The organism is Sodalis ligni (assembly GCF_016865525.2).
GTDB lineage: Bacteria > Pseudomonadota > Gammaproteobacteria > Enterobacterales > Enterobacteriaceae > Acerihabitans > Acerihabitans ligni.
Map to the genome: position 1 here is coordinate 4,893,861 of NZ_CP075169.1, position 14,313 is coordinate 4,908,173.

General features: G+C 54.7%; 15 protein-coding genes. 11 read left to right on the top strand and 4 right to left on the bottom strand.

Features of this window, described 5'->3' with window-relative positions; all coding sequences use genetic code 11:
- Positions 1–99 precede the first annotated feature (99 nt).
- From dksA to panD, 7 genes are all read left to right on the top strand, one after another.
- Positions 100–555: an RNA polymerase-binding protein DksA gene (gene dksA, locus GTU79_RS22880; protein WP_132926073.1), complete on the top strand. Its 456-nt coding sequence runs from the start codon at positions 100–102 to the stop codon at positions 553–555.
- Positions 556–637: 82 nt separating this feature from the next.
- A complete protein-coding gene (gluQRS, locus tag GTU79_RS22885) occupies positions 638–1,555 on the top strand; it encodes a tRNA glutamyl-Q(34) synthetase GluQRS (protein WP_132926071.1) in 918 nt (305 codons plus the stop codon).
- A 59-nt stretch (positions 1,556–1,614) separates the two neighbouring features.
- The gene (gene pcnB, locus GTU79_RS22890; protein WP_203524050.1) at positions 1,615–3,030 is read left to right on the top strand and encodes a polynucleotide adenylyltransferase PcnB; all 1,416 of its coding nucleotides are present in this window, start codon (positions 1,615–1,617) and stop codon (positions 3,028–3,030) included.
- Positions 3,030–3,536 carry a 2-amino-4-hydroxy-6-hydroxymethyldihydropteridine diphosphokinase gene (folK, locus tag GTU79_RS22895; RefSeq protein WP_203523847.1) on the top strand — a complete coding sequence of 169 codons (507 nt, stop codon included), beginning with the start codon at positions 3,030–3,032 and terminating at the stop codon, positions 3,534–3,536. The genes pcnB and folK overlap by 1 nt, the downstream gene beginning before the upstream one ends.
- Before the next feature lie 191 nt (positions 3,537–3,727).
- Entirely contained in the window at positions 3,728–4,522 is a 795-nt protein-coding gene (gene panB, locus GTU79_RS22900; RefSeq protein WP_132926066.1) for a 3-methyl-2-oxobutanoate hydroxymethyltransferase, read from the top strand.
- Between the two features lie 17 nt (positions 4,523–4,539).
- Positions 4,540–5,394: a pantoate--beta-alanine ligase gene (panC, locus tag GTU79_RS22905; protein ID WP_132926064.1), complete on the top strand. Its 855-nt coding sequence runs from the start codon at positions 4,540–4,542 to the stop codon at positions 5,392–5,394.
- A 115-nt stretch (positions 5,395–5,509) separates the two neighbouring features.
- A complete protein-coding gene (gene panD, locus GTU79_RS22910; protein ID WP_132926062.1) occupies positions 5,510–5,890 on the top strand; it encodes an aspartate 1-decarboxylase in 381 nt (126 codons plus the stop codon).
- Between the two features lie 69 nt (positions 5,891–5,959).
- Here the strand turns inward: panD and GTU79_RS22915 are convergent, their stop codons facing one another.
- Both GTU79_RS22915 and GTU79_RS22920 read right to left on the bottom strand, forming a co-directional pair.
- A complete protein-coding gene (locus GTU79_RS22915) occupies positions 5,960–6,727 on the bottom strand; it encodes an ABC transporter permease (protein ID WP_203524051.1) in 768 nt (255 codons plus the stop codon).
- Positions 6,727–7,662: an ABC transporter ATP-binding protein gene (locus tag GTU79_RS22920; protein ID WP_132926058.1), complete on the bottom strand. Its 936-nt coding sequence runs from the start codon at positions 7,660–7,662 to the stop codon at positions 6,727–6,729. Before GTU79_RS22920 ends, GTU79_RS22915 begins: the two co-directional genes overlap by 1 nt.
- A gap of 108 nt (positions 7,663–7,770) precedes the next feature.
- Between GTU79_RS22920 and can the strand changes: the two genes are divergently transcribed.
- The gene (gene can / locus GTU79_RS22925; RefSeq protein WP_132926056.1) at positions 7,771–8,427 is read left to right on the top strand and encodes a carbonate dehydratase; all 657 of its coding nucleotides are present in this window, start codon (positions 7,771–7,773) and stop codon (positions 8,425–8,427) included.
- 759 nt (positions 8,428–9,186) lie between these two features.
- Here can and hpt read toward each other — a convergent pair.
- Entirely contained in the window at positions 9,187–9,723 is a 537-nt protein-coding gene (gene hpt / locus GTU79_RS22930; protein ID WP_203523848.1) for a hypoxanthine phosphoribosyltransferase, read from the bottom strand.
- Positions 9,724–9,975: 252 nt separating this feature from the next.
- Between hpt and GTU79_RS22935 the strand changes: the two genes are divergently transcribed.
- The 3 genes from GTU79_RS22935 (at position 9,976) to speD (ending at position 12,131) form a co-directional block, all read left to right on the top strand.
- On the top strand, positions 9,976–10,323 hold the full coding sequence (locus tag GTU79_RS22935) for a YacC family pilotin-like protein (protein ID WP_132926052.1): 348 nt from the start codon (positions 9,976–9,978) through the stop codon (positions 10,321–10,323).
- 120 nt (positions 10,324–10,443) lie between these two features.
- On the top strand, positions 10,444–11,349 hold the full coding sequence (speE, locus tag GTU79_RS22940; RefSeq protein ID WP_203524052.1) for a polyamine aminopropyltransferase: 906 nt from the start codon (positions 10,444–10,446) through the stop codon (positions 11,347–11,349).
- Positions 11,337–12,131, top strand: coding sequence for an adenosylmethionine decarboxylase (gene speD / locus GTU79_RS22945; RefSeq protein ID WP_132926050.1), 795 nt, complete (start codon positions 11,337–11,339; stop codon positions 12,129–12,131). Before speE ends, speD begins: the two co-directional genes overlap by 13 nt.
- Positions 12,132–12,268: 137 nt before the next feature.
- Here the strand turns inward: speD and yacL are convergent, their stop codons facing one another.
- Complete coding sequence (gene yacL / locus GTU79_RS22950; protein WP_132926048.1) at positions 12,269–12,631, bottom strand: protein YacL; 363 nt, start codon at positions 12,629–12,631, stop codon at positions 12,269–12,271.
- Positions 12,632–14,313 lie beyond the last annotated feature (1,682 nt).

Sequence of the window (14,313 nt, forward strand, 5' to 3'; positions counted from 1 at the left end):
CAGGAATAATTGCCAACCTTAGCGTCATCTGTTATTTATAGCGGCCTGTTTTTTCCCCACGTTGGGGATCGATAGTGCGTGTTATGAAGGAGAAGCAACATGCAAGAAGGGCAAGACCGTAAGACATCCTCCTTGAGCATTCTCGCCATCGCCGGGGTGGAACCATACCAGCAGAAGCCGGGTGAAGAGTATATGAACCCTGCCCAGCTGCTGCATTTCAGGCGTATTCTTGATGCGTGGCGCAATCAGCTCAGAGATGAGGTGGGGCGTACCGTTTCACATATGCAGGACGAGGCGGCCAACTTCCCCGACCCGGTCGACCGGGCGGCGCAGGAAGAGGAGTTCAGCCTGGAACTGCGCAACCGCGATCGGGAACGAAAGTTAATCAAGAAAATCGAAAAGACCTTGAAAAAGGTGGAAGACAGTGATTTCGGCTACTGCGAATCCTGCGGGGTTGAAATCGGCATTCGTCGCCTGGAAGCGCGTCCGACAGCCGATTTATGCATTGATTGCAAGACACTTGCTGAAATCCGCGAAAAGCAGATGGCAGGTTAAGAATCAATCACGTTCACCGATGCCTCTCAGGGAGCAGAGTGCGGGCATCGGGGTAACGCTACGGGTTCGCCTTTCCTCTTGAATGTCTACACATAGCCTATATACGGGGCGTTTCGCCCCTTCGCCCTCCGGCGCGCTCCATTTCGGATCCCTGGTGGCCGCCCTCGGCAGTTATCTTCAGGCCCGTGCCTCCCGCGGACTGTGGCGGGTGCGTATCGAAGACATAGACCCTCCCCGCGAAATTCCCGGCGCCGCCGATACCATCCTGCGCCAGCTGGCCGATTATGGCCTGCATTGGGACGGACAGGTGTGGTACCAGTCGCAACGCCGCGAGGCTTATCTCGACGTGCTGGCGGAGTTGAAGCGGCGCGGACTCAGCTATTACTGCCATTGTAGCCGCGCCCGCATCCAGGCCCTCGGCGGCCGCTACGACGGCCATTGCAGCGAGCTCGATTTGCCGGCGGAGCATGCCGCCATCCGTTTGCGCCAGACCCGTCCGGTAATGTCGTTTCGCGATGGCCTGCGCGGCGAAATTCGGGCCGACCCGGCGTTGGCACGGGAGGATTTTATCATCCGCCGCCGCGACGGGCTGTTCGCCTATAACCTGGCGGTGGTGGTTGACGACGCGGCGCAAGGGATTACCGAAGTGGTGCGAGGGGCGGATTTGATCGAGCCTACCGTACGCCAATTGGCGCTCTACCGGCAATTGGGTTATAAAGAACCGGCGTATATTCATTTGCCGCTGGCGCTGACGTCCTCGGGGATGAAGCTTTCCAAACAAAACCACGCCCCTGTGCTGCCCGGCGGCGATCCCCGCCCGACCCTGCTGGCGGCGTTACGTTTTTTAAATCAACCGGTAGCGCAAGGGTGGCGGGATTTGACGCTGGAGAGTATGTTAGACTTGGCGATAGAACATTGGTCGCTGTCGGCCGTACCGTTATCGTCTTGCGCCATCGAACCGGTTACAGGCCCTGCCCCGTTCTCAAAAAACGCGGGGTGAGCTATGATTAGCCGCTGTTATTTGCTGCTACTGTTTATTTGTTACTATTGAGGTGTACTATTTTTACCCGTGTAGCCAACTTCTGCCGTAAGGTGTTGAACCGTGAAAGCGCGGAGACGGCACCAGAGGATAGACGCCCTTTGACGATTATCCCGCGCGACCAGCACTCTATCTCCCGCAAAGAGATCAGTGAAAACGCATTGAAGGTGCTTTACCGCTTGAACAAAGCCGGGTATGAGGCCTATCTGGTCGGGGGCGGTGTACGCGACCTGCTGCTGGGTAGAAAGCCGAAGGATTTCGACATTACCACCAATGCCACCCCCGAGCAGATGCGTAAGCTGTTTCGCAATTGCCGCCTGGTGGGCCGCCGCTTTCGCCTGGCCCACGTCATGTTCGGACCGGAAATCATCGAAGTCGCCACCTTCCGCGGCCACCATTCGGCCCATGAGCCGGATGACGATGACGCGGCCTCACAGGCGCCGGTGGCTTCCCTGCAGGCCCATAACGGTATGCTGCTGCGGGATAACATCTTCGGCTCCATCGAAGAAGATGCCCAGCGCCGCGATTTCACCATCAACAGCCTGTATTACAGCGTGGCGGATTTCACCGTACGCGATTATACCGGCGGTATGCGCGATTTGCAGGCGGGCGTCATCCGCCTGATTGGCGACCCTGAAACGCGCTACCGGGAAGATCCGGTGCGCATGCTGCGGGCGGTGCGCTTCGCCGCCAAGCTGAACATGACCGTGGATGCGGCTACCGCCGAGCCGATCCCGCGTCTGGCCTCCCTGCTGCGGGACATCCCCGCGGCGCGGCTGTTTGAGGAATCCCTCAAGCTGCTCCAGGCCGGTTACGGCGAACCCACCTACCGCCTGCTGTGCGAATACCAGTTATTCCAGCCGATGTTCCCCCTGATCAGCCGCAACTTCACCGAGCATGGCGACAGTCATATGGAACGCATGGTTACCCAGGTGCTGAAAAACACCGATCAGCGAATACAGAACGACAAACGGGTGAACCCGGCGTTTCTGTTTTCCGCCATGCTGTGGTATCCGTTGCTGGAACAGGCGCAAAAGCTGGCGCAGGAAGGCGGGCTGGTGTATTTCGACGCTTTTTCCCTGGCGCTGAACGATATTCTCGACGAACAATGCCGCTCCCTAGCCATCCCCAAGCGCCTAACGACGCTGATGCGCGATATCTGGCAATTGCAGTTGCGTCTGTCCCGGCGCCAGGGTAAACGCGCCTTCAAGCTGATAGAACATCCGAAATTCCGCGCGGCCTACGATCTGCTGGCGCTGCGCGCCGAAGTGGAAAACAGCGCCGAGCTGCAGCGTCTGACGCAGTGGTGGGGAGAATTTCAGGTTGCAGCGCCGCCCAGCCAGAACTCCCTGCTGGGCACCCTGAGCGAGGACGGTGCCGCCCATCAGCGTCCGCGCCGCCCCCGCCGCCGTACCCCCTATCGCGATCCCGCCTGATGACGCCGGTATGGCTGGCTATCGGCAGTAACCTGGCGGAACCCTTGCGCCAGGTTACTGCCGCCCTGGCGGCTCTGGCCGCGCTGCCCGACACCCGGTTAACGGCCTGCTCCTCCTACTACCGCAGCCGGCCGCTGGGACCGCAGGATCAGCCCGATTATCTCAATGTGGTGGTAGGGTTCGATACCGGGCTGTCCCCCGAGACGCTGCTGCAACATACCCAGACCATTGAACGGCAGCAGGGGCGCGTACGCAAGGCCAACCGCTGGGGACCGCGCACGCTTGATTTGGATATAATGCTGTTTGGCGACCTGCAAATCCATACCGAACGGCTGACCATACCGCACTACGATATGCAAAACCGCGAATTCATGCTTTATCCGCTGGCGGAATTGGCGCCCGGACTGGTCTTCCCAGATGGACAGCGGCTTGCCGCCCTGCTTGCCCGTGTTCCGCTCAACGGCCTGGACTATTGGGATGACCTGCACCGAGTACAACGCTTCTGACCGACGGCCGCCCCCCCCTTATCACAATGCTTCCCTCATAACCGATGACTTACGCCGCTCGCATCCGCTGGCCGGGCCGGATAATTTTCCGCACGTTTTATGCAGAGATCGCTATCACCGGTTAGCTGGTTCCTTTAGAATAATCCGCCATTCCGAATTGTTTTGCCTATCCCGGCCAGACTGAGGTTGTGATGAAAATGACCACCGTTTCCCATTTGCGCGCATGGAAACAGCAAAAGCGCAAATTTGCCTCCATTACCGCCTACGACGCCAGCTTTGCCCGTTTATTCGAGCAGGCGGGCATCCAGGTTATGCTGGTGGGGGACTCCCTCGGCATGACTATGCAGGGCCATGACTCAACCCTGCCGGTCCGAGTGGAAGACATCGTTTACCACACCCGCTGCGTACGCCGCGGAGCGACGGCCTGCCTGCTGCTGGCTGATTTGCCGTTCATGAGTTACGCCACCCCGGAGCAAACCTATGACAGCGCAGCGGAACTGATGCGCGCCGGCGCCAACATGGTAAAACTGGAAGGCGGCGCCTGGCTGGCGCCCACCGTCAGCGGACTGACGGAACGGGCCGTACCGGTGTGCGGCCACCTGGGCCTGACCCCGCAGTCGGTGAACATCTTCGGCGGCTATAAAATACAGGGCCGCGACGCCGACAGCGCCGAGCAGCTATACAACGACGCCCTGGCCCTGGAGCGGGCCGGCGCGCAACTGCTGGTGCTGGAATGCGTGCCGGTCCCGCTGGCGCAGCGGGTCACCGAGGCATTGTCCATACCGGTTATCGGCATCGGAGCCGGCAACGTCACCGACGGACAGATTCTGGTTATGCAGGACGCACTGGGCATTACCGGGCAGGGTACGCCCAAATTCGCGAAGGATTTCCTTGCCAAGGGGGGAGATATCCGTTCAGCCGTCCGCTTGTATGCCGAAGAAGTGGAGCAAGGCCTTTACCCCGCCCCGGAGCATAGTTTTTACTAATTGACAGGAGAGATGGCGTGCTAATTATCGAGACTCCGCCGCTATTGCGTCAAACCGTCAAACAGTGGCGGCAGGAAGGTAAACGCATTGCGCTGGTTCCCACCATGGGCAATCTCCACGACGGCCATATGGCTCTGGTGGACGAGAGCCGGGCCCGTGCCGATATTGTGGTGGTCAGTATATTTGTTAACCCGATGCAGTTCGATCGCGCCGAAGATCTGGCGGCTTATCCGCACAGCTTGCAGGAAGACTGTGAAAAACTGACCCGCCGGGGTGTGGACATGGTGTTCGCCCCGGCGGCGGAGGTCATCTACCCGCGGGGCCTGGACAGCCAGACTTACGTGGATGTGCCGCGATTTTCCGGCATATTGGAAGGCGCCCTGCGGCCGGGCCACTTCCGCGGCGTGGCCACCATCGTCAGCAAGCTGTTTAATCTGGTGCAGCCGGACGTGGCCTGCTTCGGCCAGAAGGATTACCAGCAGCTGGCTTTGATCCGCCAGATGGTGGCGGATATGGGCTACGATATCGACATTGTCGGCGTGCCCACGGTACGGGCCGACGACGGCCTGGCGTTAAGCTCGCGCAACGGCTATCTCAGCGCCGAGGAGCGCCGGCTGGCGCCGGAGCTGCACCGGGTGCTGGAATCGGTGGTGGCCCGCTTGAAGAGCGGCGAACGGCACACCGGCGAACTGTTGGAAGACGCGGCAAACCAGCTGAAGCTGGCGGGGTTGACTCCGGACGCCCTGGATATCCGCGATGCGCTCACCCTGCGGCCGCTGACCGCCGAAAGCACCCGGGCGGTGATCCTGGTGGCCGCCTGGCTGGGCAAGGCGCGGTTAATCGACAATGCGCAAGTTGACCTGACACTGTAAAGGTGTTTGACTCTATACCCGTCATACTTGGAATTAGTTAGGGCATATATTGTTTGCACCGACCGAAATCTATATTTGAACTCCCCCTCGGGGGAAAGTACAAAGGCTTAACGTTATGCTACGCACCATGCTACGAGGTAAACTGCACCGGGTTCATGTCACCCAGGCAGATTTACACTATGAAGGTTCTTGCGCCATCGATCAGGATTTTCTTGAGGCGGCGGGTATTCTGGAATACGAAGCTATCGATATTTACAACGTCGATAACGGCCAGCGTTTTTCCACCTATGCCATTGCCGCCGAACGCGGGTCGCGCATTATCTCGGTCAACGGTGCCGCCGCGCGTTGCGCCTGCGTCGGCGATCTGCTGATTATCTGCGCCTACGTGCAATTACCCGATGAAGAAGCCCGGCAACATCAGCCGAAAGTCGCCTACTTCGACGACGAAAACCAATTGAAACGGACCGCCAAGGCGGTACCGGTTCAGGTGGCCTGACTTTTCACGTTATGTCGCCGCGGCGTCCCCTCTCTTCGGAATAAGGGACGCCGGTAAAACCCTCTCCCGTCAGGTACGCAACCCGCTTCCCCGCTGAATCAGAAACCAGCACAGCCAATAGAACCCCAGGATAAAAATAATCAGCACCGACAGGGTCAGCGCCAGCGGAACATCGCTGATGCCGAGAAAGCCGAACCGGAAACCGCTTATCATATACACGATGGGATTCAATTTTGACACCGCCTGCCAGAAAGGCGGCAGCAGGGTCAAGGAATAGAATACCCCCCCCAGGTAGGTTAGCGGCGTCAAGACGAAAGTGGGAATCAGGCTGATATCGTCAAAACTTTTGGCGAAGACCGCGTTTAGCAAGCCCGCCAGGGAGAACAGTACCGCGGTGAGCACCAAGGTAATGGTCACCACCCACCAGGAGTGGACATGGAAAGGCACAAAAAACAGCGACACCGCGGTCACCAGGATCCCGACGCAAATCCCGCGCGCCACCCCGCCCCCCACGTAGCCGGCAATAATCACATGGGTAGGCACCGGCGCCACCAGCAGCTCTTCGATATTGCGCTGGAATTTGGCGCTGAAAAAGGACGAGGCCACGTTGGTGTAGGCATTGGTGATCACCGCCATCATAATCAGGCCAGGGACGATAAATTGCATATAGGAGAAGCCGTGCATATCGCCGATACGCGAACCGATTAGATTACCGAAAATGATGAAATAGAGCGTCATGGTAATCACCGGCGGCACCAGGGTCTGAATCCAGATACGGCCGAAACGGTTAATCTCTTTACGCCAAATACTCTGTAACGCTATCCAATAAAGCCGCATCATGCTTTGGCTCTCCTGCTATCCCTATCGTCCGTCACCAGCGTCACAAACAGTTCCTCCAGCCGATTGGCCTTATTACGCATACTTAATACCTGTACCCCCTGAGCGCTGAGCTGGCTAAACAGGCTGTTCAAGCCCTGCTCGCGCATCACTTCCACCTCCAGGGTGCTGGTATCCAGCAGTTGGTTGCGATAGCCCTGTAATTTGGGCAACGCGCTTTTGGCCGCCAGATCGAGGATAAATGTCTCTGATTTCAGCTTGGACAGCAGCTGGCGCATGGAGGTATTTTCCACCAGCTCGCCGTTTTGTATAATTCCGATATTGCGGCACAGCATTTCCGCTTCTTCCAGATAGTGGGTGGTCAGGATGATGGTGGTGCCGCTGCTGTTCAGGTCGCGCAGAAAGCCCCACATCGAGCGGCGCAGCTCGATATCCACGCCGGCGGTGGGCTCGTCGAGAATTAAAAGCTTGGGCTCGTGCATCAGGGCGCGGGCTATCATCAGGCGGCGCTTCATGCCGCCGGAGAGCATACGGGCCCGCTCATCGCGTTTGGTCCAGAGATCCAGTTGCTTAAGGTATTTTTCGGCGCGCTGCTCCGCCAGCTTATGCTCGACGCCGTAATAACCGGCTTGATGCACCACGATCTGCGAAACGGTTTCAAAGGGGTTAAAATTGAATTCCTGCGGTACCAGGCCCAGTTGGCGTTTGGCGTTAACGATGTCCTTATCGATATCGTAGCCGAACACCCTGACCTTGCCGGAGGATTTGTTTACCAATGCGCTGATAATGCCGATGGTGGTGGATTTTCCCGCCCCATTCGGACCAAGCAGCGCATAAAAATCGCCGGCTTCCACATTCAGATCGATTCCTTTTAGCGCCTGTACGCCTCCCGCGTAGGTCTTGGCCAACTTTTCCAATTCCAGTGCATATGTCATATGTCGCGAATTACCTTATTCTCAATGGAAGTGACGAACTTATTTTAAAAAAATAGGCTTAGCCTATATTAACCCATCGCAATACGACGCTACGGGCTAAAAACCACAATGAAAGACATCACCGATCTCATCTCCAATAACCAGGCTTGGTCCAAACATCTTAAAGAGGAAGACCCGGGATTTTTCGAACAATTATCGCTGGCACAGCGGCCGCGTTTTTTATGGATCGGCTGTTCAGACAGCCGTGTCCCGGCGGAGCGCCTGACCGGACTGGAGCCGGGGGAGCTGTTTGTTCATCGCAATGTCGCCAACCTGGTCATTCATACCGACCTGAATTGTTTGTCGGTGGTGCAATATGCCGTGGATGTGCTGGAGGTCGAGCATATTATCATATGCGGCCACTATGGCTGCGGCGGCGTTCAGGCCGCTATCGATAATCCGGAGCTGGGCCTGATAGACAACTGGCTGCTGCATATCCGTGATTTGTGGTACAAGCATAGCTCACTGCTGGGGGAGCTCCACCCGGATGAGCGTATTAATACGTTATGTGAAATCAACGTGATAGAACAAGTGTATAACCTTGGCCACTCCACCATTATGCGTTCAGCCTGGAAGCGCGGACAGAAGGTCCAGCTGCACGGCTGGGTTTACAGTATACATGATGGATTGTTGCGAAATCTGGATGTTTCGGCCACCAGCCGGGAAACGCTGGAGCAGCGTTACCGGCAGGGTATCGCTACGCTACTGCAGCAACACGGCAAGTAAGCTCCTCCGGCATTCGCCGGTTCGCCCCGCCTCGGCAAACGAGGTCTTCCTTCAACAGGTTCGTTGCACGTTCAGTGTAAGCGGGCCTACCGCACCATAGGGCGCTCTGGCGGGCGGGAAAACCACGCCCGCTTCGACCCTATTGGCACGTTCTCCCTTTAACAGGATCGCTGCACGTGCGGTGTCATCGGGCCTACCGCACCATAGGGCGCTCCGGCGGGCGGGAAAACCACGCCCGCTTCGACCCTATTGGCACGCTCTCCCTTTAACAGAATCGCTGCACGTGCGGTGTCATCGGGCCTACCGCACCATAGGGCGCTCCGGCGGGCGGGAAAACCACGCCCGCTTCGACCCTATTGGCACGCTCTCCCTTTAACAGGCTCGCTGCACGTTCGGTGTAAGCGGGCCTACCGCACCATAGGGCGCTCCAGCGGGCGGGAAAACCACGCCCGCTTCGACCCTATTGGCACGCTCTCCCTTTAACAGGATCGCTGCACGTGCGGTGTCATCGGGCCTACCGCACCATAGGGCGCTCCGGCGGGCGGGAAAACCACGCCCGCTTCGACCCTATTGGCACGCTCTCCCTTTAACAGGATCGCTGCACGTGCGGTGTCATCGGGCCTACCGCACCATAGGGCGCTCTGGCGGGCGGGAAAACCACGCCCGCTTCGACCCTATTGGCACGCTCTCCCTTTAACAGGATCGCTGCACGTGCGGTGTCATCGGGCCTACCGCGGCATGTGGGGTGTGCGGCAGCGATTACTCTGCCAGCTTTACCACTTTGCCGACATAGGGGAGGTGGCGGTAGCGCTGAGCGTAATCGATGCCGTATCCGACGACAAATTCATCCGGGATGGCAAAACCCACCCACTCCACCATCACCGGCACTTCGCGCCGCTCCGGTTTATCCAGCAGGGTGCAAATGGCCAGGGACTTGGGCTGGCGCAGTTGCAATATCTCGCGGACTTTGCTCAGGGTGTTGCCCGAATCGATGATATCCTCCACAATCAGTACGTCTTTGCCGCGAATATCTTCATCCAGATCCTTGAGGATCTTAACATCGCGGGTGCTGCTCATGCCGTTGCCATAGCTGGAGGCGGTCATAAAATCCACTTCATGAGGTACGGTCACGACGCGGCATAAATCGGCCATAAACATAAAAGAGCCGCGCAACAGGCCGACCAAAACCATTTCGCTGCCGCTTGACTGATAATGCGCGCTGATTTCGCGCCCCAATTCGGCAATACGGGTAGCGATCTCCTGTTGGGAAATCATGACGTCCACGGTGTGTTTCATAACGAAGCCAGAAAAAGAATCGGGAAAGGAAGCGGATTTTATCACAACCCGCCGAACGGGGCGATATGTCCGTGGCGATGCCGGGCAGATTCCCAGGCAAGCTTTTTTATCCGCGGCGAGGGACAGCTTGTCCATGCTGGCCCATACTTTAAACAGGTCCGCGTCAACAAGTGAGGCGAAGGGCAAAAAACATAGGGCGCAAATCATTAAATATGATAACGTCATCGCATAATGACTGATTCAGGTTTTAACATGAAACACACCGTATTGACGATGCTGTTGTTGGGGTTACTGGGCTTTTCTTCAGCGTCGCAGGCCCTATCCGAAGCCGAAGCCGAGGACATGGCCGATTTGACCGCCGTGTTTGTTTATTTGAAAAACAACTGCGGTTATACCGATATGCCGAATGAACAGATCCGCCGGGCCATTTTGATCTTCGCCCAGCAGAATCGCTGGGATCTGAGCAACTACGGCAGCTATGATATGCGCGCCATGGGGGAAGACAGCTACCGTGATCTCAGCGGCATCGCTGTCCCTACACCGAAAAAGTGTGAATCCCTGGCCACCAATTCGCTCAGTTTACTTGCCTACGCCAAATAACCGATAATTGCATTTTGTGTGAAATTGCTCCGTGCATCCCCCGGCGGAGTTGGTTATGATGTTGCGCCGTTTTCTCATGGCGATGATGCCGAGGAGCAGCCCGACATGTCACAGCCCGATTTGCGACAAAAAGAAATTTGGTGCGAGACGCTGCATGATAGCTTCGGCCAGCGCTTTGACGTAGAGAAAATCCTGTACCGGGAAAAGACCGGTCACCAGGACCTGACTATCTTCGAAAATGCCGCCTTTGGCCGGATAATGGCGTTGGACGGCGTAGTGCAAACCACCGAGCGCGACGAATTCATCTACCACGAAATGATGGCCCATGTGCCTTTGATAGCGCACGGCCAGGTCGAAAAGGTCCTGATTATCGGCGGTGGCGACGGCGCCATGTTGCGGGAAGTGTGCCGCCACTCGCAGGTCAAACATATCACCATGGTGGAAATCGACGCCGGCGTGGTGCAGTTTTGCCGTCAATATCTACCCCGGCACAGCGCCGGTGCCTTTGACGATCCACGTTTTCACCTTGTTATTGATGACGGTGTAAACTTCGTCACCCGCGCCCAGGAAAAATTCGATGTGATCATCTCCGACTGCACCGATCCCATCGGTCCGGGTTCCAGCCTGTTTACCTCATCGTTCTACCAGGGTTGCGCCCGCTGCCTCAACGACGGCGGTATTTTTGTCGCGCAAAACGGCGTCTGCTTTTTACAGCAGGACGAAGCGGTGGACAGCTATCGCAAGCTCGGCCGCTATTTTGCCGATGTGGGTTTTTACCAGGCGGCGATACCTACTTATTACGGCGGCATCATGACCTTTGCCTGGGCCAGTCAGGATCCGGCACTACGCCGGTGCGATATCGCCACGTTGCGGTCGCGGGCGGCAACGGCGGGGTTGGTTTGCCGCTATTATAATCCGGCGATTCACGTCGGCAGCTTCGCCCTGCCGCAATACATACTGAACGCGTTATCAGAGGTCCGTCCGAAAGGGCATTTGCAAGGGGGTGAATCCAATTGCAGAAGTTAAAACTGCACGGCTTTAATAATTTGACCAAGAGCCTGGGTTTTTGTATTTACGATATCTGTTATGCCAAGACCGCAGATGACCGTGACGGCTATATTGCTTACATTGACGAACGTTATAACGCCAATCGTTTAACGGAAATCCTGAGCGAAACCTGCGCCATGATCGGTGCCAATATTCTCAACGTGGCGCGCCAGGACTATGAGCCGCAGGGCGCAAGCGTGACGATTCTGGTCAGTGAAGAGCCGGTGGATCCGCTGAGCATTGATCAGTCCGAGCAGCCCGGTCCGCTACCCCAATCGGTGGTGGCGCATCTCGATAAAAGCCATATCTGCGTCCATACCTATCCGGAAAGCCACCCGGAAGGCGGTTTATGCACTTTTCGCGCCGATATCGAGGTCTCCACCTGCGGCGTGATTTCACCGCTGAAAGCGCTCAATTACCTGATACATAAACTGGAATCGGATATCGTCACCATCGATTACCGGGTGCGGGGTTTTACCCGCGACGTGTACGGCATTAAACATTATATCGACCATGAGATAAGCTCCATCCAGAACTTCCTGTCCGAGGATATGAAAGCGCTCTATCACATGATGGACGTGAATATCTACCAGGAAAATATGTTTCATACCAAGATGATGCTCAAAGACTTCGATTTAACGCATTATCTGTTCAACGCCACGCCGGCCGATCTCAGCCCTGACGAGCGTAAAACCATCACCCGGCTTTTATATAAAGAGATGCGTGAAATTTATTATGGCCGGAATCTACCGGAATCGTGATGGAGAGAGCGTCGAGCCCACCTCCACCGGCTGGCTTCCCCGGAGTATGCGCGTTTCAAGGTCGGGTTAGGCGGGGGAGAGATGAGCCTACGTTCGTGAATATTGCCTCTTCAACCGGACGCCACGAGACCGCGGTTTTATGCCTGGCGGCAGAAATCACGATACTGGGCCAACACCTGCAAAAAATCCTCTGAACCGCATAAAGACAGGCTCTCTTCGTCATAGTAGCTCATGCCCTCTTCCAGCTCCTCATTAACGAAGGTAAGGTCATTGGCGCGAATCATCACTTCTTCGCCATCGGTCCAAAGGGTGTATTCATGGCCCTCGCATTGCCAGCTGCGTTCAGTGCCGGCGAGCTGGCGTATCTGGGACTCTACCTTGTCAAGCAGGGCGAAGTCGCCTTTAACCTCCTCATTGAGCCAATGCCCGATGGCCTCGTGCCCCATAGAGAAAGTGACTTTTATCTGCCCGGTGATTTCGCGCAAAAATTCATAATCCATTATCTTTCCCGCCTGCTGAAAGTGACCCGCCTTAAGATAGAATTTTAACCGGTCTACTATAAGAAAGCGTTAGCTGAATGGGATTTCATAAAAATATATTGCCGCTTATAATCAATCAGAACGTATTGGCTGAGAAAAAATCCCAGTTGCCTCCAGCAAGACGGGAGTTAAAAAACGTCCGTTGAGTTCACAGTCTCCGACGCCGCCGAAGGGGCTTCACCGAAGCCTGACTGTACCTACCTGTTATCACGTTTTTGTCGGCTGTATGCCAATCATTAGGTTCTGCTGGCTGTCCCGCCTATAGATTTTTTCGCAGCGTTTTTATTACTCATCAATTGCTTAATGAGTCATTTATGAACTTATCAGAACGACATTAATGTGGTATTAAACGGATTATTAATATTTACCTTAAACACATTAAAAACATAATGAATGCACAAAAACCGCCCAAAATAGAAAAGAAGATTTTTACTTCTGTTATTTAAACTCCATTAACAATATCTCTGGCTCACTAGACTTAAAAAGTAGATTTACACTACATTCTTTTCTAAAGGGCCAATACATGCGTATTATAGATAATATGATTGAAAAGGATCTAATAAGTAATTCAACTAACCAGCAAGAATATCATGAGGCCAAGCATTTATTCCGTACCTTAAAATGCGTAAGGATGCAGGGAAATAGAGAATCACAATTGCGCGTGACAAGTGGAAAATCTACTTATAAAAATTACGCTACACGCCTATTGCTCGCCTCAGCCTGTGCACCGATAACTTTTTTCCGATCATCTTATCACGCAAAATACTGCAGTCCCAAACTTCAACCCGGTGTCGGCAAAGATAGGTTCTTGCCGCCCGCTGACCCCGCGTCGTCCGTTAAGAGCGCCGGGGAGACCTTTTGCCGGGACAGGCCGTTTATGATTATCCACGCAGTGTCCTAATAACAGGAAAAACCGTGCCCGTCGCGTAGCCCGAAGCACCGACCGTGAAGAATCACTCTATATGCCGCCTGCCGCTTCATCTTTGGAAGGCATTAATCGGATGCTTAGAAAAATATACCGGGAAACTGAGCACTATTTTGGACATCCGGATCCTTTAATACATAGTTTGGCATTTCACATTAAATATATGCAAGATTATGAAATATATGCAGCTAGATATTTACTTAGATATTCCGGTCTGTTCGGTGCCAAATGGCCTGAAAAATAACCGAACGCCATAAAAAAGGTTCTTACAGCCTGGGTGAGCTCTTATGTTTTCGAAAATACATGGGAAAGATTTTTAGTTAGTGAATTCATTAATATTTCTAAATATACCGTGTTTGAAAAAAAGTCACACCTAGAAATTTTGAAAGTTTTCTTGCTCACTGCATACGAAAAAATTAATGAATAGTACCGATTTTGAGTATTTATATTATTATGAAACATCAATAAATTTTATCAAGGATAATTTTTATTGCCCATAATGCCGACATTTTTTATAATGACATTAACGATATAATGATGGCTTATCCAATAGGTTCTATTGAATGGGGTTATTTGCACGCTGGGCTGAGTTTTGCCATGAGCGCCGAACTGGACCTCACCTTGTCGTCAGAAAAGATGTGATCTCCTGGGTATTATATTGGAATCCATGCTAAGAGAAGGGTTAACAAGTTTGTCTTTGGCGAAATTATTTATGATG